Origin of the sequence: Arthrobacter sp. BB-1 (genome assembly GCF_006151685.1) — a bacterium.
Lineage (GTDB): Bacteria > Actinomycetota > Actinomycetes > Actinomycetales > Micrococcaceae > Arthrobacter.
This window is the reverse complement of record NZ_VDEV01000002.1, coordinates 1-21,728: the sequence shown is the minus strand read 5'-3', so window position 1 is coordinate 21,728 and position 21,728 is coordinate 1. Positions and strand designations below refer to the sequence as shown.

17 protein-coding genes and 1 pseudogene are annotated in these 21,728 nt (G+C 66.1%); 11 read left to right on the top strand and 7 right to left on the bottom strand.

Going from position 1 to position 21,728, the window contains the following annotated elements:
- Positions 1–36: 36 nt before the first annotated feature.
- Positions 37–1,188: a GGDEF domain-containing protein gene (locus tag FHJ30_RS00440; RefSeq protein ID WP_139027305.1), complete on the bottom strand. Its 1,152-nt coding sequence runs from the start codon at positions 1,186–1,188 to the stop codon at positions 37–39.
- Positions 1,189–1,333: 145 nt separating this feature from the next.
- Between FHJ30_RS00440 and FHJ30_RS00435 the strand changes: the two genes are divergently transcribed.
- Together FHJ30_RS00435 and rsgA are read left to right on the top strand one after the other, a co-directional pair.
- Positions 1,334–1,570: a zinc-ribbon domain-containing protein gene (locus FHJ30_RS00435; RefSeq protein WP_139027304.1), complete on the top strand. Its 237-nt coding sequence runs from the start codon at positions 1,334–1,336 to the stop codon at positions 1,568–1,570.
- 303 nt (positions 1,571–1,873) lie between these two features.
- Complete coding sequence (gene rsgA / locus FHJ30_RS00430; RefSeq protein WP_139027303.1) at positions 1,874–3,031, top strand: ribosome small subunit-dependent GTPase A; 1,158 nt, start codon at positions 1,874–1,876, stop codon at positions 3,029–3,031.
- Between the two features lie 37 nt (positions 3,032–3,068).
- On the opposite strand, the gene FHJ30_RS00425 is transcribed toward rsgA, so the two are convergent.
- From FHJ30_RS00425 to FHJ30_RS00405, 5 genes are read right to left on the bottom strand one after another with little or no spacing between them, the layout of a single operon-like run.
- Positions 3,069–4,121: a LacI family DNA-binding transcriptional regulator gene (locus FHJ30_RS00425; RefSeq protein ID WP_139027302.1), complete on the bottom strand. Its 1,053-nt coding sequence runs from the start codon at positions 4,119–4,121 to the stop codon at positions 3,069–3,071.
- The gene (locus tag FHJ30_RS00420; RefSeq protein ID WP_139027301.1) at positions 4,121–5,599 is read right to left on the bottom strand and encodes a glycoside hydrolase family 1 protein; all 1,479 of its coding nucleotides are present in this window, start codon (positions 5,597–5,599) and stop codon (positions 4,121–4,123) included. The genes FHJ30_RS00425 and FHJ30_RS00420 overlap by 1 nt, the downstream gene beginning before the upstream one ends.
- Positions 5,596–6,510 (bottom strand): carbohydrate ABC transporter permease, encoded by a 915-nt coding sequence (locus FHJ30_RS00415; protein WP_139027300.1) that lies wholly within the window; start codon positions 6,508–6,510, stop codon positions 5,596–5,598. Before FHJ30_RS00415 ends, FHJ30_RS00420 begins: the two co-directional genes overlap by 4 nt.
- Positions 6,507–7,499, bottom strand: a complete 993-nt coding sequence (locus tag FHJ30_RS00410) for a carbohydrate ABC transporter permease (protein WP_139027299.1) — start codon at positions 7,497–7,499, stop codon at positions 6,507–6,509. The genes FHJ30_RS00415 and FHJ30_RS00410 overlap by 4 nt, the downstream gene beginning before the upstream one ends.
- A gap of 2 nt (positions 7,500–7,501) precedes the next feature.
- Positions 7,502–8,794 carry an ABC transporter substrate-binding protein gene (locus FHJ30_RS00405; RefSeq protein WP_139027298.1) on the bottom strand — a complete coding sequence of 431 codons (1,293 nt, stop codon included), beginning with the start codon at positions 8,792–8,794 and terminating at the stop codon, positions 7,502–7,504.
- A 321-nt stretch (positions 8,795–9,115) separates the two neighbouring features.
- Here FHJ30_RS00405 and FHJ30_RS00400 point away from each other — a divergent pair, with 321 nt between their 5' ends.
- From FHJ30_RS00400 to FHJ30_RS00365, 8 genes are all read left to right on the top strand, one after another.
- Entirely contained in the window at positions 9,116–11,062 is a 1,947-nt protein-coding gene (locus FHJ30_RS00400) for an adenylyl cyclase (RefSeq protein WP_240793533.1), read from the top strand.
- A gap of 373 nt (positions 11,063–11,435) precedes the next feature.
- Positions 11,436–13,034, top strand: coding sequence for a glycoside hydrolase family 68 protein (locus FHJ30_RS00395; protein WP_139027297.1), 1,599 nt, complete (start codon positions 11,436–11,438; stop codon positions 13,032–13,034).
- A gap of 163 nt (positions 13,035–13,197) precedes the next feature.
- Positions 13,198–15,135, top strand: a complete 1,938-nt coding sequence (locus FHJ30_RS00390) for a glycoside hydrolase family 32 protein (protein ID WP_139027296.1) — start codon at positions 13,198–13,200, stop codon at positions 15,133–15,135.
- 64 nt (positions 15,136–15,199) lie between these two features.
- On the top strand, positions 15,200–15,919 hold the full coding sequence (locus FHJ30_RS00385; RefSeq protein ID WP_139027295.1) for an alpha/beta fold hydrolase: 720 nt from the start codon (positions 15,200–15,202) through the stop codon (positions 15,917–15,919).
- 79 nt (positions 15,920–15,998) lie between these two features.
- Positions 15,999–17,108 (top strand): agmatine/peptidylarginine deiminase, encoded by a 1,110-nt coding sequence (locus FHJ30_RS00380; RefSeq protein ID WP_139027294.1) that lies wholly within the window; start codon positions 15,999–16,001, stop codon positions 17,106–17,108.
- A complete protein-coding gene (locus tag FHJ30_RS00375; RefSeq protein WP_139027293.1) occupies positions 17,105–18,871 on the top strand; it encodes an amidase in 1,767 nt (588 codons plus the stop codon). The genes FHJ30_RS00380 and FHJ30_RS00375 overlap by 4 nt, the downstream gene beginning before the upstream one ends.
- A 57-nt stretch (positions 18,872–18,928) precedes the next feature.
- Positions 18,929–20,185: a D-arabinono-1,4-lactone oxidase gene (locus FHJ30_RS00370; RefSeq protein ID WP_139027292.1), complete on the top strand. Its 1,257-nt coding sequence runs from the start codon at positions 18,929–18,931 to the stop codon at positions 20,183–20,185.
- A gap of 81 nt (positions 20,186–20,266) precedes the next feature.
- Entirely contained in the window at positions 20,267–20,602 is a 336-nt protein-coding gene (locus FHJ30_RS00365) for a hypothetical protein (protein ID WP_139027291.1), read from the top strand.
- 86 nt (positions 20,603–20,688) lie between these two features.
- Here the strand turns inward: FHJ30_RS00365 and FHJ30_RS00360 are convergent, their stop codons facing one another.
- Entirely contained in the window at positions 20,689–21,219 is a 531-nt protein-coding gene (locus FHJ30_RS00360; RefSeq protein WP_139027290.1) for a MarR family winged helix-turn-helix transcriptional regulator, read from the bottom strand.
- A gap of 272 nt (positions 21,220–21,491) precedes the next feature.
- Here FHJ30_RS00360 and FHJ30_RS00355 point away from each other — a divergent pair.
- Positions 21,492–21,728 (top strand): annotated as a pseudogene (locus FHJ30_RS00355) (hypothetical protein); the annotation flags it as partial.

Below are 21,728 nucleotides of genomic sequence, written 5' to 3'. Positions count from 1 at the left end.
CATTTTATCAGCCGGGCTTACGGCTGCCCTTCGAGGCTAAAGCATCCGGTCGCTGCGCGCGGTCCGGTTCCGGCCGAGCGACTTTGCCCGGTAGAGGGCGGCGTCCGCTGAGGCGATGAGGCGCTCCACGTCCGTTGTGGCGCCGTCGTAGGTGGAAATACCGTAACTGACTGTCGGCATCTCCATCCCGTCAACAGTTGCTGCCGCGGCGAGGCGCCGGCTGATTGCGTCAGCAATGATTTCCGCCCGTTCGGCACTGGCGCCGGGGACCAGGATGACAAACTCCTCCCCGCCGTAGCGTCCCACCAGGTCTGTGGACCGCACGGTGGCGGTGCAGGCGTCCGCGAAGGTCTGCAGGGCAACGTCCCCGGCGGCATGGCCGTAGGTGTCGTTGACGGCCTTGAAGTGGTCCAGGTCTGCCAGGACCAGGGCGCCGGTGCCCCTGGCTATGGACAGGTCAGCCAGCTGTTCGGCAGCGAGGCTCAAGAATGCCTTGCGGTTGAGGAGCCCGGTGAGGTCGTCGCGGGAGGCCACCATGCGCAGCGCCCTGGTCTGCTGCTCATTGCTGAGTGCCGCCATGCTGAAGGAGACCACCACCAGGAGGACCATGGTCACCAGCGTGGTGACAGCGGAGCCGAACACGGTGGTGAAGACAGGGCCGTCCTGCCCCTCCAGGACAAACGCCGCCCAGCGCAGCAGGTAGAAGATGGACAGCCCGCCCGCCGCAGCTGCCATGGGGATCCTCACCCGCGAGTAGCCTGGTTCAAGCCGCCAAAGCTCGCGCGAGGCAAGGCCTATGGTGAGGCTCATGGCGGCCAGGAACACGGGGCCGCCGGACCACGTGTTGGTGGCCGGGTTGTCCAGGACCGAGGCCACCAGGGTCACCAGGGGGATGCCGGTAAACGCCCATTTTGGCGGCGGCACGGTCCGCAGCGACCGGGCGCCCGCCCATACGGCCACGCCGCCGTGGACCAGGAGCACGTTGCCCAAAGGGTTGGCCCAGACCTGGTGGGCCGTTCCGTCCAGGAGGAAACAGCCGGATCCGGACAGGAAAAACAGCAGCGCCAGGCACCACCAGCCGCTGTAGGGCGAGCGCGTGGTCCGGTAGGCGGAGAAGTAGAACAGGAGCACCAGCACCAAAGCCATCAGGCCAAAGGCGATCCGGAGGGTTGTGGTGTCCAGAGCCATGTTTCCGAGGTCCCCCCACTGCCGAATACCGCGCCGACCCCAAGTATCGCACCGGTCCGGGAGGTTGTCAGGATGGGACTAAGCCCTCGGCCAGGGCCTAGTCTTGTGGGAACAGCCAGCAGGACTATCCCGGAAGGTTAGACGCATGCTCCTTCTCTTTGGTTTCAAGACAGTTCTCAAGGCGCTGCCCGGAAAACCGGCCACATGCCAGTACTGCCGCGCGTTCGCCCACCACCACCTTGAGGAGCGGGCCACCAAGTTCACACTCTTCTTCATTCCGGTGTTCACCACGTCGCGTTCCTACCAGATCACCTGTACCAACTGCGGGTACGTCTCAAGCATTTCCGCACGGCAGAAGCGGGCGCTGGAACTGCAGCGCTAGCGGATGCGGTTGCCAATGGCATAGAAGGAGAAAAACCATGGACGGTTGTGCCGCCCGTGGCTAGAGTAGGACCCGACCATGAGCCTCCGCTCCAGGAGATTGTGGGAAGTACCGGGACGTGTTCCGTCCCGACGTGGGAAAAGGAGGTGTTTGTGATGAATGTTCCAGCCCTGCGCCCTGCGCGCCCCGCGGTTTTCATTCAGACCCTTCCCCTTTTCCGCACCGGCCCCGCCTGACCTCTCCGCGGGGCGCCGAACACCAAGGCCGCAGGCCGGTGCGCGGGGTTTCCCGTGAGGTACAACAGTGAACATATCCACAGGCAGCGCCCTGGACAGCAGCAACACATCAAGCAGCACCCATCACACAAGCGACGGCCCGCTCCCGTACGGCTATACCCCCGCCGTCGCCCAGCACTTCAACGACCATCCGGTGCCGGCCGCCACCGGGCGCGGACGGGTGGTCCGCGTCGACAGGAACCTGCTGCTGGTGGCTGCGGGCCCGGACCTGCTGCACCTGCCGTACCCGCTGGGCGGAGAACCGGCAGTCACCGGCGACTGGGTGTGGCTCGGCCCCAACCGGGCCGGCGAGCGCCAGATCCTCAGCGTCCTCCCCCGCCGCTCGGAACTGAGCCGGAAGCGGGCGTTCGAAGCCTCCTCCGAGGCACAGGTCCTCGCTGCCAACATGGACGCGGTCGGCGTGGTGGTCCCGGTTGACCGGCCCCTGACGCACAACCGGCTGGAACGCACCCTTGTGGCCGCGTGGGACTCGGGGGCCACTCCCCTGGTGATCATCACCAAGGCGGACCTTGCGGACGTAGCGGACGACGTCGTCGGGAAAGTCATCCTGCAGGCGGCAGGCGTGGACGTGGTCACCACCTCCGCGGAAACCGGCGACGGCATCGACCAGCTGCTGGCGCACATTCCGGCGGGCGGGACCATCGTGCTCCTGGGGCCGTCCGGTGCCGGAAAATCCACCCTGATCAATGCCCTGGTGGGCCACAAGGTCCAGGACACCGGTGAGGTGCGCTCCGGGGACTTCAAGGGAAAGCACACCACCACGTCCCGGGAACTTGTGCCGCTCGCGAACGGGACGGTCCTGATGGACACGCCCGGCGTGCGCGGGTTCGGATTGTTCGACGCCGAGGACGGCCTAGGCGAAATGTTCGGTGACGTGGAAGCATTGGCCGCCGCTTGCAGGTTTTCGGACTGTGCCCACCAGGGTGAGCCGGGCTGCGCGGTGCAGGCGGCGATCCACGATGGCACGCTGGAGGAGCGCCGCTGGCACAACTACCTGAAGCTGCAGCGGGAACTTGCCGCTCTGGCCCGCCGCAGCGACGCCGCGGCGCAGCGGGCCTACCAGCGGGAGTGGCACCAGAAGGTGGTCAGTGCCGGAAAATCGCAGCGCTGGGCGGAACGGGAGACGGCGGAACGGAAGGAACGGGCGGCCCGGAAGCGGCGGTGACGGGCACCCTTATCCGATGGTCCCGAACGGTGCAGGGTCAGGCGGCGCTGCTGCCGCGCACCACGAGCTCCGCCGGGAAGATCACCGGGTCCAGCCGCTCCTCGGGGTTGTCGATCGCCCGGATCAACAGCTGCCCTGCCGTGGCGGCCATGTCCACCATGGGCTGGGTCACCGTTGTCAGGCCCAGCCCGTTGGCTGCCAGCAGGGAGTGGTTGTCGAACCCGACCACCGCCACGTCCCCCGGCACTTCCCGGCCCGCGCCGCGCAGGGTGTCGATGACCCCCAGCGCCATGAGGTCGGAGGCCGCGAAGATGCCGTCGAGCTCCGGTTCGCGGGCCAGAAGGTTCCTGGCGGCCTCGGCCCCGCCCGCCGTCGTAAAGTCCCCATGGATGGCGGGCCCGGGCTCAAGCCCCGCCTCCCGCAGCCCCTGGAGCCAGCCATCCAGGCGGTCGGCGGCGGCCGTCATGTCGGTGGGGCCGGCTACGGTCCCGAGCCTGGTGCGGCCGATGGCGGCCAGGTGGCGTGCTGCCAGCCGGCCGCCCTCGAAGTTGTCCAGGTCCACGAAGGGAATCCCCGAACCCGTGTCCCACGGCCGGCCGATGAAAACTGTGGGCAGGCCGGTGCTTCCGAGCGACTCCACCCAGTTGTCCGCCCGGTGGTGCGAGACGACGATCGCGCCGTCCACGTGGCCTCCGCGCAGGTACCGTTTGGTCCGCTCGGAGTCGTCCCCGGCCCGGGACATCAGCAGCACCAGCTGCATGTCCGTGCTGCGAAGAGCCTCGTTCACGCCGGTAATGACGGCCGCGAAAAAAGGATCCATCATGACGCGTGCATCCGGCTCCGGAATGACCAGCGCCACGGAGGCCGTGCGTTTGGTGACCAGGCTCCGCGCGGCACGGTTGGGGGTGTAGCCAAGCGCCACGATCGCCGCATCCACGGCGGCCTGGGCCTCCGGGCTCACTTTCAGTCCGCCGTTGATGGCCCGGGACGCAGTGGAGCGGGACACACCGGCGGCGGTGGCAAGATCCTCCAGCGTGGGACTGGGCCGTCCCGCCCTTAACTGGGCAGGACGGTGGGTCTTTTGGTTCATTACACAGACAATACGACACCTGCCCCCGAGGGTGACACGCCCGGATCTGCGTCCGGGACAGCGTTGGAGGCCGCCACGGCCGAGTACCATAGGGCGCTGGCCTTCGGGATGCGTTCCTGGGTGCGGTAGTCCACCCGGACCAGCCCAAAGCGCTGGTGGTAGCCGAAGGACCACTCGAAATTATCCAGCAGGGACCAGGCCAGGTAGCCACGCACGTCCACGCCGTCCGTAACGGCCCCATGCACCGCGCGCAGGTGGGCGGCGAGGAAAGCGAGCCGGTCCTGATCGTCCACAAAGCCCGCGTCATCAGGGACGTCATGGTAGGCGGCGCCGTTTTCGGTGATGTACACCGGAATTCCCGCGGGCCCCGTGTACTCGTCCTGCAGCCGGTTCAGCAACCGCCGCAGGCCCTCCGGCTGGACCTCCCAGCCCATCCCCGTCACAGGAAGTCCGCGCGGCACCGAACGCGCCCCGTCCGCCGCGACAAAGGGCGACGCCGGACGGCGGGGTCCGCCGGCGGCCGCCGCGTCCGCTTCCACACCGGTGGACAGGTCCGCGGGATCCTTGGTGACGGATTCACCGTGGTAGTAGTTCACGCCCAGCAGGTCCAGCGGCGCCGAGATGATGTCCAGGTCCCCCGGCTGGACGAATTCGTCCAGGCCCAGGTGGGCCACATCAGCCAACAGATCCGCCGGGTATTCCCCCTTGAACAGCGGGTCCAGGAAGATCCTGTTGAACTGGCCGTCGATCCGCCTGGCCGCGTCGCGGTCGCCGCCGTTGTCCGGGTCGCGGGGATCCGCCACCGTCAGGTTCAGGGTGATGCCCAGGGCGGCGTCGGCGTCCAGGCGGCGGAGTTCCCTTGCCGCCAGGCCGTGGCCGAGCAGCAGGTGGTGGGCAGCCGCCAGGGCCGACCGGGGTTCCTGCCGTCCGGGGGCGTGGATGCCTGCAGCATAACCGAGGAACGCCGAACACCACGGCTCGTTGAGCGTTGTCCAGAACCGGACCCGGTCCCCCAGTGCCTCGTGCATCACGGCGGCGTACTCGGCAAAGCGGTACGCAGTATCCCGGTTGGCCCAGCCGCCCTTGTCCTCCAGTGCCTGCGGCAGGTCCCAGTGGTAAAGGGTCAGCCACGGCGTGATGCCGGCCGCCAACAGTTCATCCACCAGGCTGGAATAGAAGGCGATGCCCTCCGGATTGGGGGTAACGCCGTCCGGCATGCAGCGTGCCCAGGAAGTGGAAAAGCGGTAGGCCTTCATGTTCAGGCTCTTCATCAGCGCCACGTCCTGCTTGTAGCGCCGGTAGTGGTCACAGGCCACGTCGCCGTTGTGGCCGTCCGCCACGGCGCCGGGCACCCGCGAGAAGGTGTCCCAGATCGAGTCCTTCCTGCCGTCAACATGCGCGGCCCCTTCGATCTGGTAGGCGGCCGTCGCCGCTCCCCACAGGAAGCCCTCGGGAAACGGAAGTGGGGTGGTACTCATCCTTTTACTGCTCCTTGCATGATTCCTGATACGAGTTGCCGGCCTGCCGCAATAAACAGGAGCAAGAGGGGGACGGTGGCCAGGACCGCACCGGCGAGCACCACCGAGTAGTCAACAAAGTGGGCCGCCTGGAGCAGCTGCAGTGCCACCGGGAGGGTGGGATTCGAGGGGTCCAGGACGATGAACGGCCAGAAGAAGTTCGTCCAGGTGGCCACGAACGTGAACAAGGCGAGCATGGCCGCGGCGGGCCGGGCAGCCGGGAACCCGACGTGCCAGAAAGCCTGGATCATGGACGCGCCGTCCATACGCACAGCCTCAATGAGTTCATCCGGCAGGGCGTCCCGGAGGTACTGGGTCATCCAGAACACTCCGAAAGCGGTGACCAGGCCGGGGATAATGACGGCCCAGAGCGATCCGGTCCAGCCCAGCTTGGACATCACAATGAAGAGCGGGACCACGCCCAGCTGGGTGGGAACGGCCATGGTGGCGATGACGAACACCAACAGGCCCTTGCTGCCGCGGAAGCGGAGCTTGGCGAAGGCGAAGCCCGCCAGGGTGGAGAAGGCGACGACGGACGCCGCGGTGACGCCGGAGACGATCAGGCTGTTGCCCATCGCCTTCCAGAACGGGATGCTGTCAAAGACCTTCGCCGCGTTGGCCAGGAAGTTTCCGCCCGGGAGCAGCGGGATGCCGCGGCTCAGGACGGTGTTGTCATGGCTGCCTACCAGGAAGGACCAGTACAGCGGGAACACCGAAGCGAGGAGAACGGCGCCCAGGAAACCGTAGGTCAGGAATCCGGGCCGGCGGGCACCACCGAAGCCGGTTTTGCGGTTCCCTCCGGCATTCCGGCGGGCGGCGGCCCTGGCCGCGCCCTTGCCGGCCGTCTGTTCGATCATGGGAACGGAGCTCACTTGCGGCCTCCCTGGCTGGCGATGCGCTTGGTGATGAAGAAGTTGAGCAGGGCGATCAGCACGATGATCAGGAAGAGCAGCCACGCCACCGCGGACGCCCTGCCGAAGTTGCGCTGGCCCCACCCGAGTTCCCAGATGTACATGGTCAGCGTCTGCCACTGCCGGTCAGCCCCGCCCAGGCCGGACTGGTCAAAGACCCGCGGCTCATCGAAGATCTGCAGCCCGCCGATGGTTGAGGTGATCACAACGAAGATCACGGTGGGGCGAAGCATCGGGACGGTGACGGAGAAGAACTGCCGCAGCCGGCCCGCACCGTCAATGGTTGCCGCCTCGAACACGTCGCGGGGGATCGCCTGCATGGCGGCAAGGAAGATCAGCGCGTTGTAGCCGGTCCACCGGAAGTTCACCATGGTGGCGATGGCAGCATGGCTTGCCAGCGAATCGCTGTGCCACCGGACCGGGTCAAGCCCAACAACCTTCAGGATCTCGTTGATCAGGCCGAACTGGTCTGCAAAGAGGTTGTTGAAGATCAGCCCCACCGCTACGGGTGCAACGACGAACGGCACCAGCACACCCATCCGCCAGAACGTCCTGGCCCTCAGGTTTGCGTCCAGTACGGCCGCAATGACAAGGGCGATGACAACCTGCGGAACGGAGGAAAGGATGAAGATGCTGAAGGTGTTGCCCACAGCGTTCCAAAAGTAGGGCTGGGCTATGACGAACGCGTAGTTGTCCAGTCCCGCGAATTTTCCCTGCCCGCCGATGAGGTTCCAGTTGTGGAGTGATACCCAAGCCGTGTACCCCAGCGGAAAGAGTCCCGTGATGGCAAACAGGAGGAAAAACGGGGAGATGTACAGGTAGGGGGACAACTTCACGTCCCACTTGGAGACCTGCTGTGAAAACGCCAGTCGCCGGACGCTCCTTCCGTCGTTCGCGGGCCGGGGGCTGGGTCCGGTCCTGGGTGGGTTGACCCGGTCGGTGACAGCCATGGTTAGAGCGACTTCACTGCGGTGACGAACTTCTCCCAGGAGGAGGCGGCGTCGTCCGTCTTGTCAACGTCCACGCGGGTGAGGGCCTGCTGCATGGCGTCGTTGATGGCAAAGAACTTGGTGCCCTTGAAGGGGGTCACCTCAACGGCCTTGGCGCGCTCGGCAAAGATCTCGCCCGTAGGTGCACCATTGAAGAAGGCGTTGGTCTGTCCCAGCAGTTCGCTGCTTTCCAGGGCCTCCTTCTGGCTGGGGAAGGTGCCCTTGGCGGTGAAGGCCTTGATCTGCTGCTCAGGTGCCGTCAGCCAGTTCGCCAGCTTCTTGGCCTCGGCCTGGTGATCGCCCTGGGCGGGTACGGTCAGGTAGGAACCGCCCCAGTTGCCGCCGCCCCCGGGGAAGACGTTGGCCACGTCCCAGCCGGTGACTCCCGCCGCGTTGCCCTCAATGACGCCGAGCATCCAGCCGGGGCAGAGGGTTGTGGCGAAGGCATTGGTCTGGAAACCGGAAGCCCAGTCATCGCTCCACTGCTTGAGATGGGCTGACAGGCCGTCCTCCGTGGACGCCTTGAGCACCTGATTGTAGATGTCCTTCACCTTCTGGTTCTCCGTGGCGATGACGGTGCCGTCCACCTCCTCGTAGGCCTTCTCGAGCTGGTTGCTCATGCCCTGGTAGATGGCCCCGGCGGAATCGAACCAGGCAGCGCCCGGGTTGGCGGCCGTGAACTTCCGGCCGGCGTCGAAGTAGCTGTCCCAGGTGCCGCCAAGCATCTTGGCCACTTCACCGCGGTCGGTGGGCATCCCGGCTTTCTTCAGCAGTTCGGCGTTATAGCAGACGGCTTCGGGACCGGAGTCGGTTCCGTACCCCACCAGCTTGCCGTCGGCTGTGGTGGCTGCCTCGGTCTTCCAGTCGAGCCAGCGGCCCTCCACAGCCGGATCGCTGAGGTCCGCAAACTGGTCCGGGTACTGCAGGAGCTCAGGGAGCCAGTCCACCTCGACGGCTTCGATATCGGACAAGCCGGATCCGGCAGCCAGGCGGGTGGTGAGGTTGTCCCGGGCCTCGTTGCTGGTGGCCGCCTTCTTGTGCTCGATGGTGACGTTGGGGTTCAGCTCCTGGTACTCCTCAAAGAGCTTTTCGTAGCCGAATTCGTTGAAGGTGCCTACGGTCAGGGTGACCGGATCGGAACCGGTGGCTTCGTTTACACCGCCTTTCTCCGGAGCGGAGGGCCCGCAGGCTGTCAGCGAGAGGGAAAGACACGCCGCGGCGGCCGAAAGGACAATGAACTTGCTGGGCTTATTCACAGGGGAAGACTCCTTCGTCAAATGGATCCACGCCGCAAACCGGCGAACCGTTGCGGTATGGGCGCGCAGGGACACATGGGCCGGCTGGATGAGTAGTCGGAGCGAACATGGTGGGAGCGCTCTCACGCCATGGTGTCCCACATCACGTCCCCTTGTCAACCATCGGTGGGAGCGATTCCACTTTTCCTTGCCGCACTCTCTGGGCGGTGTTACGCTTCCCCGACGAGAGCGCTCCCACACCCGGCGGATCGCTTGCACCACAGCAGGCCAGCTACACCCGGACCCGCGCGCCCCTACCCCAACTGACGAACAGGACCAGCAATGCCGCTAGCCCACCATTCCCTCCCGCCAGGTCCCGCCCAGGCCGCTCCCACCCCGCACCGCCGCCGGCACATTGCCGGCAGCGCCATCCTCCTGGCCGGTCTCCTCGCAGGCGCCGTCGGCAGCCCCGCCGGCGCAGCGCCGTCGGCCGTTCAGCAGATGTCCGTAACAGAGGCACCGGCGGCGCCCCAGCCGGCGGTAACCGGCTTCGCACAAACCGCGGCACATCCGTTCGGGACTAACGTCCACGTCTTTGATCCGGGCATGCCCGTGGCAGAAATCCAGGCCACCGTGGACGCCATTGCGGCGCAGCAGGTGGATGACGAGATGGGTTCGAACCGCTACTCGCTGTTGTTCAAGCCGGGCACCTACGGCACGGCCGAGGAACCGCTCATCGTCCAGGTTGGATACTCCACGGAGGTCGCCGGGCTTGGCGCTTCCCCCACGGATGTCATCATCAACGGGCACGTGGACGTCTACAACCGCTGCCTCACCGCGGACAACTGCATCGCCTTGAACAACTTCTGGCGGTCCCTGTCCAACCTCACCATCAACGTCACCGGCCTCGAGGGATGCCGCAGCTCCGCGAATTTCTGGGCGGCGTCCCAGGCATCACCCATGCGGCGGGTCAATATCACTGGCGGCAACCTCTCCCTCATGGACTACTGCACCGCCGGCCCGCAGTACGCCAGCGGCGGCTTCATCTCCGATTCGAAGACGGGCGCCGTGATCAACGGCTCCCAGCAGCAGTACTTTGTCCGTGACAGCAGCATCGGCAACTGGTCCAACGGAGTCTGGAACCAGGTGTTCTCCGGCGTGGACGGGGCACCGGCGCAATCCTTCCCCAACCCGCCGTACACCACCCTTGACAGCACCCCCATCAGCCGCGAGAAGCCGTACCTCACCCTGGACTCCGCGGGCCAGTACAGCGTGTTCGTCCCCGCCGTCCGCACGGAATCCGCCGGAACAACCTGGGAGAACGGGCCGACGGCGGGACGCAGCCTGCCGCTTTCAGACTTCTACGTAGCCACCCCCGCCGATTCAGCCAAGACCATCAATTCCCAGCTGGCGCGCGGCAAGAACCTGCTGCTGACCCCGGGGGTTTACGGCATTGACGAGAGCATCGAGGTCAAGCGCGCCAACACGGTGGTCCTCGGGCTCGGCATGGCAACCCTGACAGCGGTCAACGGGGCCGTCCCCCTGACGGTCGCGGATGTTCCGGGCGTGGATATCGCCGCAGTGACCGTGGATGCCGGTACCGTGAACTCCCCCGCGCTGATGCGGCTGGGCAAGGCGGCGAACGGCGAGGGCGGCGGCGCCGCAAACTCCGGCATGCACAGCGATCCCGCCAACCCCACCACTCTCCATGACGTCTTCTTCCGCATCGGCGGTCCGCACGTGGGCAAGGCCTCGGTCAGCCTTGAGGTCAACAGCGACAACGTCCTCCTGGACCACATCTGGGCTTGGCGCGCCGACCACGGCAACGGGGTGGGCTGGACCACCAACACCGGCAGGAACGGCGTGATCATCAATGGTGACAACGTCACGGCCACCGGCCTGTTCGTGGAGCACTACCAGGAGTACAACATGATCTGGAACGGCGAGAACGGCAGGACCGTCTTCTTCCAGAACGAGCTGCCCTACGATGCACCCAACCAGGCAGCATGGCAACACGACGGCGTCCTGGGCTGGGCCGGCTACAAGGTCGCGGACTCCGTGAAGACCCACGAACTCTGGGGCGGCGGCAGCTACGTCTACAACAACGTGGACCCCACCATCCACGCCACCCGGGGTTTTGAAGTGCCGGTGACCCCGGGCGTGAAGCTGCACAGCCTGCTGACGGTCAACCTGGGCGCGGGCACACTGGACCACGTCATCAACGACACCGGCGCACCAGTGTCAACGGACGCCGTCGGAATTCCCAGCTACGTTCCCAGCTTCCCGTAGGCGGTGCGCGCGGACGGGGCGCTTCCGGCCCCGTCCGCGCCAGGACGGAATCGCGTCGAACGAAACATTTGACTTGCTCCATCAGTCCGAGTACGCGCGCGCCATTGCTTAATGCAAGCGCTTACATTCCTGATGGCGCACCCGTCCGGGGTGCGTGGAAACATACTTGCGCATGGTCTCCGGGTCTCCCTACGGTGGTGCAGCCGGGAGCCCACAAATCTCACGGCCTTTGAACCGGCGATCCCACGCCGGATCACCTCCGAACAACGGCGTCCCTGATGACGCCTGCGGAATCGGGGCCGCTGGAGTGTCGGGAAATTAGGGCAGATGCCCGTCTTCCACGAACAGTTACAACTCCGCGAGAAGAGCAATAATGCACAAGCACCCCCAAATCCCCCGGATGCTGCGGCGGCGGTCCGCCGCCGCAGCGCTGGCAACAGCAGTAGCCGCCTCGGCCTTCCTCGCCGTTCCCTCGGCTCAGGCGAACGAGCCTGCGGACCCGCCCGCCAGTGAGCAGCTGCCCGCCCCCACCCCCGGTTTCCCCCTTCCCACGGAACACACGCAGGAAGCCTTCGACCCGGCGTCGGACTTCACCTCAAAGTGGACCCGTGCGGATGCGCAGCAGGTCATGGCGCAGAGCGACCCCACGGTGGCTCCCGGCCAGAACTCCATGAGCCCGGACGTCACCATGCCGGAGATCCCCGAGGACTTCCCCACCATGAACGAGGACGTCTGGGTCTGGGACACCTGGTCCCTGACGGACGAGAATGCCAACCAGATCAGCTACAAGGGCTACGACGTGATCTTCTCGCTCGTCGCTGACCGCCACGCCGGCTACAACTTCGACCAGCGCCACTGGAACGCCCGCATCGGCTTCTTCTTCCGGAAGACCAGCGCCGACCCGGCCACGGATAAGTGGAACTACGGCGGACACCTCTTCGTGGACGGCGCCTCCGTCGGCAACACCGAATGGTCCGGCTCCACCCGCCTCATGCAGGGCAACCATGTGAACGTGTTCTACACGGCCACCACGTTCCACGACGTGGCCGAGCGGAACGCCGGCGGCGGCGGCATCGCCCCGGACGCCGCCATTGCCAAGGCCCTCGGCAACATCCACGCCGACGAGGAGCGCGTCTGGTTCGACGGGTTCGAGCACACCAAGCTGCTGGAGCCGGACGGCCAGATGTACCAGACCAAGGAACAAAACCCCGGCTTCGCCTTCCGTGACCCCTTCACGTTCGCCGACCCGGCCCACCCGGGCAAGACCTTTATGGTCTTCGAGGGCAACACTGCCGGGAACCGCGGCGAATACCAGTGCACCGAGGAAGACCTCGGCTACCGCGAGGGAGACGCCAAGTCCGAGTCCGTGGCGGATGTGAACGCTTCCGGCGCCCAGTACCAGACGGGCAACGTGGGCCTCGCCGTGGCGGACAACAAGGACTTGACCAAATGGTCCTTCCTGCCTCCCATCCTCTCCGCCAACTGTGTCAACGACCAGACTGAGCGTCCGCAGATCTTCATCCAGAACGAGGACGGCAAGAACAAGTACTACCTGTACACGATCAGCCACCAGTTCACCTACGCGGCCGGCATGCGCGGCCCCGACGGCGTCTATGGTTTCGTGGGTGACGGCGTGCGTTCCGACTACCAGCCGGTCAACAACTCCGGCCTGGCACTCGGTTCGCCCACCGACCTCAACCTGCCCGCCAACAACCCGAGCGGCACCATCTCGGGCCAGCAGAACGGACGGCAGTTCCAGGCCTACTCGCACTACGTGCAGCCCAATGGACTCGTGCAGTCGTTCATCGACAACGTCAACGGCGTCCGCGGCGGCTCCCTGTCCCCGACCGTGAAGATCAACTTCAAGAACGGCGTCACGCAGGTTGACCGGAGCTTCGGCAAGAACGGCCTTGGCCCGTTCGGCTACCTGCCCACCAACGTCCGCGTCGGCGGCGAGGGACACTACAAGTAACCAACACCTCGACGACACATCCTGCTTGCAGGCGGCGCACCGGCAGTTCCCTGCCTGTGCGGTAGCTGGCACCAGTACGGAGCGGGGCGCCATCCCCAGGCGTCCCGCTCCTTTGCCCTGGCGCACCGCCGCCCGGACAAACAGCCCAATTGAAATGGTCACCATGTCGGAAAAACCTGATCTCCGTACTACCACCAGCCGGCGCACCGCCTGGGCAGTAGCAGCAGCCCTCGCAATCCTGGCCGCCCTTGTCTCCACGGTCGTCCGGATCGAGGGGTCGAGCGCCAAAGTGCGCGCAGAAGAGGCCCTTCGGAATGTTGCTACAGCACAGTCCGCATCCAAGGATGCGGCGGGCGTTTATGCCTCCTATTGGCTGACTGGCGGTGACCACAGCCTCTCTGCCGTCCATCCGGTCCAGGCGGAAGGGGTAGCGGACTTGAGGAGCATCAGTTGTGACAATGGTTGGGTTGCGGCTGCCCGGGTTGACGGCGAAATCTACGTACGGTCAAACCTCGGGAAAGGCGCTGTTGCGGCAGGAGCCGGGGACCTCCGCCGGCCATCGTGTGTCACTGATGAAGCCCTCCGGCAGATGCTCGCCGACGTTGGCCTGCAGGAACAGTCACCTGGGCCAAAGGCAGCCGCTGACCGGCCGCCGAATTCATCGAAGTACCGCCCCAGCTACCACATCACTCCCGAACGCAACTGGATGAACGATCCGCAACGGCCCTTTTTCCTCAATGGGCTCTGGCACTACTACTACCTCTACAACGCCGACTATCCGGACGGAAACGGGACCGAGTGGTACCACCTCACCAGTGAAGACCTTCTGACCTGGAAGGACGAAGGGGTGGCCATTGAGAAGTACAAAAACGGGCTGGGTGACATTGAGACCGGCAGCACGGTGGTGGACCACGGGAACACAGCCGGTTTCGGCCACGGCGCCGTCATCTCCCTGTTGACCCAGCAGGACCAGGGCGTCCAGCGCCAGTCACTGTTTTACTCAACCGACGGCGGGTACACCTTCACCCCGTACAAGGGCAATCCCGTGATGGACAACCCCGGAGCGGAGCACTGGCGGGATCCGAAAATTGTCTGGGACGGGGAACGCAGCCAGTGGCTCATGGTCCTGGCCGAGGGCCACAAGATCGGCATGTACACCTCCTCCGATCTCAAGGAATGGCACTACGCGTCGGGTTTCGAACGGACCGGCCTGGGGACACTGGAGTGCCCTGACCTCTTCCAGTTGGACGTGGACGGCGATCCCGGCAAGAGAACCTGGGTCCTCGCGGCAAGTGCCAACGGAACAGAAGAGGGCAGAGCCACCGGCGTCGCCTATTGGACCGGCAACTGGGACGGAACCCAGTTCACGCCCCGGGACGGGAACCACCAGTGGATGGACGCCGGCTCCGACTTCTACGCAGCCGTGACGTGGGACGACCCCCGGCTCACGGAAGGCCAGAAAATGCAGTCCAGGAAGGCCATCGGGTGGATGAACAACTGGGACTATGCCCGCAAACTCCCAACCGGGGACTGGCACGGCGGCATGGACACCCTCATCCGGGACGTCCGCCTCAAAACCGTCCAGGGCCGCCCCACCCTGGTCTCCACTCCGGCAAAAACCTTGCGCCGGCTTGAGGGCGAAGCCTTAGGTCTCCAAGGAGCCACACCGGACGGCACGAAGCACCTTCCGGCCTCCCAAGGCGGCTCATACCGACTGGACGCGACGCTTGGACCCCCGGGGCCCGAGGACCAGCCTGAGGCGCGGATCCACCTGGAAAGCGGCGGCTCTGCCTTTGCGACCCTCGGTTACAACTTCCGGGACGGCGCCGTCTTCCTGGACCGGCAACAGCCTCCCGATGCGGACCTGGGCCCGCTCTTCACCGAGAGGCGGACCGTGGCCGCCCCAGCGAAGGACGGCCTTGTGAAGCTGACTGTCTTTGTTGACTACTCTTCCGTCGAAGTGTTCATCAACGACGGAGAGCAAACACTGACCTCGCTCGTTTTCCCCCGTTCGGAAGAGCACGCCGTCAGGGTTGCCACGGACAAGGGGACGCTACCCCTTAAATCCCTCGACTACACGCCCCTGTCCCCGGCCCGCTAGGTTGCCACTGCACAGGTTCTCCTCACCCTACCCAGGGCCTCCCGCAACACGTTAGGGTTCCAGCATGGACATCATCCTGGTACCCGGTTTCTGGTTGGATGCCTCTTCATGGCAGGAGGTGGTTCCGGCGCTCGAGGCCGCGGGACACCGGCCGCATCCGCTCACGCTGCCCGGCCTTGAATCCGTCGACGCGGACCGGGCGGGCATCAGCCTGCAGGACCACATCGACTTTGTGGTTGCCGCCATTGACGCGCTTGAGGGCAAGGTGGTCCTGGTGGGCCACTCCGGGGGCGGCGCCATCATCCACGGCGCGCTGGACGCGCGCCCCAACCGGGTAGAACGCGCCATCTACGTGGACAGCGGCCCGCTGGGTGAAGGCGACGTGATCAACAACGAACTGCCGGCCGATGGCAACGACATTCCGCTGCCGCCGTGGGACGGCTTCGAGGACGCCGACCTCATTGACCTCGACGACGGACTGCGGAAAGCATTCCGCGCACGTGCAATCCCGCAACCCAAGGGAGTGGCCTACGGCAAGCAGCACCTGCACGACACCCGCCGGTACGACGTCCCCGCCACAGTGATTTCGTGCGAGTTCCCCTCCTCGCTGCTGCGCGAATGGATCGACGCCGGCCACCCCTTTGTTGCCGAACTGGCGCGGGTCAGCGACGTGGAGTTCGTGGACCTTCCCACCGGACACTGGCCCCAGTTCACCAAGCCGGCGGAACTTGCCCAGGCAATCCTCGCAGCAGTGGACCGGACGGGCCAGCCCGCCGGGCGGTAAGGACGCACCGCTAACCCAACCACGCAGAAGGTTTTCCCAAACCCTTGCGCCGGAGCAGCACCGTCTTCATAATAAATGAATGTCATTCATTTATTCTTCCGCCGCCGTCCCGCCTGCCGCGCCTGCATTGACGCTGGAGGCAGCCCCCGCCCGCATGCCGGCTGAGTGGGAAACCCACCAGCGCACCTGGATGGCCTTCCCGCCGCCCAACGACACCTTCGGCCCGATCGGCAGCCCTGCCCTGGACCGGGCCCGTGCGGCCTGGTCCAGCGTTGCGCGCACCATCAGCCGCTATGAGACGGTGACCGTGCTGGCCGATCCCCGTGACGCATCAGCTGCCAGGGAGTGGCTCGGGGAGGGCATCACCGTAGTTGAAATTCCGCTCGACGACGCCTGGCTGCGGGACAGCGGGCCTACCTTCACCCGCCGTCCCGACGGTACCGTGGCCGCCGTCGACTGGACGTTCAACGGCTGGGGCGCACAGCACTGGGCGCAATGGGGCAAGGACCGGCACGTGGGCCGGTCTGTCGCGGCGCAGGCCGGGGTACCGGTGCTTCCGAGCTCGCTGGTTAATGAGGGCGGAGGCTTCCACGTGGACGGGGAGGGGACGGTCCTCCTCACGGAAACGGTGCAGCTGGATCCGCGACGGAATCCGGGCGCCACCAAGGATTCCGTGGAAGCTGAAATCCACGCCGCCCTGGGATCCGCCAAGGCCATCTGGCTGCCCCGCGGGCTCACCCGCGACTACGGTGAATTCGGCACCCGCGGGCATGTGGACATCGTGGCTGCCTTCGCCGGACCCGGCACTGTCCTGCTGCACCGCCAGGACAATCCCGCCCACCCCGACTACGAGGTCTACCGGGAGCTCCATGCCGTCCTTGCGGGGCAGACGGACGCCCAGGGCCGGCCGCTGCGCATCATCGACGTTCCCGCACCCACCGCCCTTGAAGACGGGGAGGGGTTCGTGGACTGGTCCTACATCAACCATTACGTGGCCAATGATGCAGTAGTGCTCTGCGGCTTTGACGACCCGAACGACGCCGTTGCGGCAGGAATCCTCGAACGGGCCTATCCGGGACGCACCGTAGAACTGGTGGACGCGCGGGACATCTTCGCGTTTGGCGGCGGCATCCACTGCATCACCCAGCAGCAGCCGGTGCCAGCCCGGCGGCAGGACGCAGCAGCATGAGCCCGTTCAACGTGGTGGAAGCGGGAATCAGCCAGCTCCGCGAAGCACTGGAAGCCGGGCAGGTCTCCAGTGAGGAACTGGTCCGCGAGTACCTGCAGCGGATCGAGGCGTACGACAGGTCCGGCATCCGGCTGAACTCAATGGTGGTCATGAACCCCCAGGCCCTTGCGGAGGCAAGGGCGTCCGACCAACGGCGCGCGGGGAACTCCACCTTGGGCCCCCTGGACGGCATCCCCTACACCGCCAAGGACAGCTACCAGGTGGCCGGACTGACGGTGGCGGCCGGGTCCCCGGCCTTCAAGGACCTGGTGGCCCGGCGCGATGCCTTCACCATCGAGCGGCTGCGGTCCGGCGGGGCGGTCCTGATCGGACTTACCAACATGCCGCCCATGGCCAACGGCGGGATGCAGCGCGGTGTCTACGGCCGGGCGGAAAGCCCTTATAACGCGGACTACCTGACCGCGGCGTTTGCCTCCGGCTCCTCAAACGGTTCCGGAACCGCCACCGCTGCCAGCTTCGCCGCCTTCGGCCTCGCAGAGGAAACCTGGTCCTCGGGCCGGGCGCCGGCGTCGAACAATGCGCTCTGCGCCTACACCCCCTCCCGCGGCGTGATCTCGGTTCGCGGCAACTGGCCGCTGGTTCCCACCATGGACGTGGTGGTTCCGCACGCCCGCACCATGGATGACCTCCTGGAAGTACTGGACGTGGTGGTGGCTGACGACGCCGAAACCCGCGGCGACTTCTGGCGGATGCAGCCATGGGTTGACCTGCCGAAAGCGTCCGAGGTGCGCCCCGCCTCCTATCTGGAACTGGCCATACCGGACCCCGCAGCTGCGGCGAACGTCCTGGCAGGCAAGCGCCTGGGCGTTCCGCGGATGTACGTCAACGCCGATCCGGAGGCCGGAACGGCTCCCGCCCCCGGCATCGGCGGGCCCACCGGGCAGCGCATCCGGACCAGGGCTTCCATCATGGATCTGTGGGATGCCGCCCGGCGCGGCCTGGAGGCGGCAGGGGCGGACGTTGTGGAAGTGGACTTCCCGGCAGTAACCAACTACGAAGGGGACCGGCCAGGCGCGCCCACCATCGCCACGAGGGGCCTGGTGCCCCCCGAATACCTCCGGAGGGAAATCGTGGACCTCCCGGCCTGGGCCTGGCACGACTTCCTGGATGCCAATGGGGACCCGAACCTTTCCCGGCTGTCCGACGTGGACGGCGCCAGCATCTTCCCCGCCCCGGACGGCTCGCTGCCGGACCGGTACCACGGGTTTGAGGACGACATCAGCGACTATCCGGCGTGGATTCGGGACAACGGGGTGCCTGTCCTGTCCGGGATACCCCAGCTGGCGGAGGGGCTCCGCGGGCTTGAGGAAACACGCCGGATTGACCTGGAGGAGTGGATGGACGGCCTGGCCCTTGATGCGGTGGTGTTTCCGGCCGCCGCGGATGTTGGCCCCGCCGACGCGGACCGCAACGAGCACTCGGCGGGGCTTGCCTGGCGCAACGGCGTCTGGGTGTCCAACGGCAACCTGGTCCCGCGGCACCTGGGCATCCCCACGGTGACGGTCCCCATGGGGCTGGCCGCGGACATCGCCATGCCGGTGGGGCTGACCTTTGCCGGGAGGGCCTACGGCGACACCGGACTGCTGCATCTTGCGGCTGCTTTCGAAGCCACCGGCAGCCGCCGTGTGCCGCCGCCCCGGACCAGCTCCGTGGGGGGTTCCCCAGCCGGGCGCGCAGGGAACGGACGCTCCTTGACAGCCTGATTGTTAGCGCTGACAGTGGAGGGAGCCTTTTGCACCTCCGACCGGAAAGCCGACTCAATGAAGAACTGGGCAGGGAACCTCCAGTACGCCTCAACGGAGGTCCGTCAGCCGTCGTCAGTGGAAGAACTCGCGGGCATCGTGGCGGGGGCCCGCCGGGTCAAAGCCCTGGGGTCACGCCACTCATTCAACCGCGTGGGGGACACCGACGGCGTCCACGTGCTCCTGGACGCCCTGCCCCAGAGGATCGAACTGGACCCTGAACGCCAAACCGTCCGCGTCAGCGGCGGGGTCAGCTACGGAACGCTGTGCCGCTCCCTGGAACAGTCCGGCGTCGCCATCCACAACCTGGCGTCCCTTCCCCACATTTCCGTGGCAGGCGCTGTCCAGACCGGAACGCACGGATCCGGCGTGGGCAACCAGTCGCTGGCCGGCGCCGTGGAATCGATCGACCTGGTGCGGCCCTCCGGTGAACAGGTGTCCCTCTCCCGCGCTGACGGTGATGAATTCCTGGCCAGCGTGGTGGGCCTCGGTGCCCTGGGCATCATCACCGGCCTGGAACTCTCCGTCCGGCCGAGCTTCCGCATGCGCCAGCGTGTCCTGGAGGATCTGCCGTGGGACCGCGCGCTGGCCAATTTCACGGAGATCGTGTCCAGCGCCTACAGCGTCAGCCTTTTCACGGACTACGCCGGCGGTTCCGTCAGCCAGGTGTGGCTGAAGGCACTGGATTCGGAACCGCCGCTGGGCGGGCTTTTCGGAGCCAGGGCCGCCAGCAGCCCCAGGCACCCGCTGCCTGACATGTCCGCCGAGAACTGCACGCTCCAACTGGACGAGCCAGGCCAGTGGCTGGACCGCCTGCCGCATTTCCGCCACGAGTTCACCCCCAGCAAGGGCGAGGAGCTGCAAAGCGAATTCATCCTGCCCCTGGAGCACGGCCCGGCGGCCATTGAGGCAGTCCGCGGCCTCGCGGACAAGCTCGCGCCGCTGCTGTTTGTGTCCGAGATCCGCACCGGCGCTGCCGATGAATTCTGGCTCAGCCCCTTCTACCGGCAGCAGAGCGTGGCCCTGCACTTCACGTGGAAGCCGCTGCAGCCAGAGGTGGAGGCGGTCCTGCCGGAACTCGAGGAAGTGCTGCGGCCCTTTGGAGCCCGGCCGCACTGGGGCAAGCTCTTCTCCCCCACGGGCTACGACTGGGAATTGCTCTACCCGCGCTTCGCCGACTTCCGCTCGCTGGCATCGGCACAGGATCCCGGCGGGAAGTTCCGGAACGGCCTGCTGGACAGCGTCCTGGGCGTGCCAGCGCCAAGCGGACGCTGATCCGCTACCCGGCTTCGCTCAGGATCCTGCGAGAAGGTGCCGTTCCGGCGCGGGTTTGCGCTGAGCCGATAGGCTGGGTTGATGAAACGCCGCCTTGCCGCCCTGTCCGCCGCTCCCCTGCTCCTGCTCCTCGCCGGCTGTGGTGCCGTTGAGGAGGCTGCCGGCAATGCTGCCAGTGACGCCGCCTCGAAGGTGGCGTCCGCAGGCGCCGCGGAAGTGAAAAGGCAGGTCTGCGCAGTGGTGCAGGACGGCCTGGTCAGCGTGGAGGACAAGCAGGCGCTGGCGGGCCTGGTCTCCGCCGCCCGCACGGCGGGAGTCCCCGCAGAAATTACGACGCCGTTGGGCCAGATCGCCGCGGCGGGAGACGAAGTGCCCGGCGAGTCCGTCCAGGCACTCAAGGACGCCTGCGCCGCTTAGCCGCCCCGCCGGCGTCGGGCACCACCTCACAGGCACGGTTACTTCCGCGCCGCAAAGGTAATGCCCCGTAAGATAATCAGCCGCGGTTAAAGGCGGGGCTGGTCCACGCCGCGGAGGCTGGTGCCGCGTCCGCCCTGGGGGCGCCGCACAGTGCGGTGTTCCGGCGCGGCAAACGGGACGACGTCATGGTCCCGGTCCGCAGGCAGGGCACGCACAAATTTTGCCAGTTCCCCGCTGAGGACCTTCCAGTCGATGCTTGGATCATCCGGGTAGGCGTTGATTTCGGCACGGCGGGCAGCCTCAAGGGCAGCAGCGCCGGATTCCGTTAATTCAACCTTGAACTGGCGCCTGTCCGTGGATTGGCGGGTCCTGGTGATATGCCCGGCACCTTCGAGCCGGATCAGTACGCGTCCCAGGGTCTGGCTCTGGACGCGGATGGCCTCCGCGAGCTGTTCCTGGTTAAGGGGCCCCGCGGCGAGTCCTTCCAGTGCTATGACGGCAGCCCTCGTGAGGCCCAAGTGCGCCAGGGCATCGTCCTGCCGCCTTTGCACCAGCCGGGCCGCCACCGTAATCAATCGGTAGCTGGTCCGGGCATCTGGATCAAGATTGCTGGTCATCGGGCCGTGGCCTTCCTGTGGGTGGCGAAGTGCAGGGTGTGATCACCTCTTTTTGCGTCGCTACATTCTCTACAATAAGCATGCTTAGCATCAGATTCGCAAGTAGGCTTACTATCGCTGCTGCCAAAGCCCCCGCCCCATGGCCATTTATCCGGCAGCCCCTTGCATTCCAAAAGGGAAGTGTGCTTAGTATCTAATTAGTAACCATGCTTACTACTAGCCAGCACTGCTGGTTCTTGATCGCCAGCTAACCCTTCACGAAAGAGAGCCCGATGACAGAGAACCAATGGCCCCAGACATCCAGCCCTGCTACCACCGATCCTTTCGGCACACCGGAAGCAGGGGTTGACGAAGGCTTCGGCACGTCCCCGGCTGCGGGTTCCGCCGGAGGCTCCAGGAGCCAGGCGGCGAAGGAAGAAGCTTCGCACGTCGCCGGCGAGGCCGCCTCCGCAGCCCAAGGCGTTGCCCAGACGGCCAAGGAGGAAGCCGCCCACGTGGCCTCCGAGGCA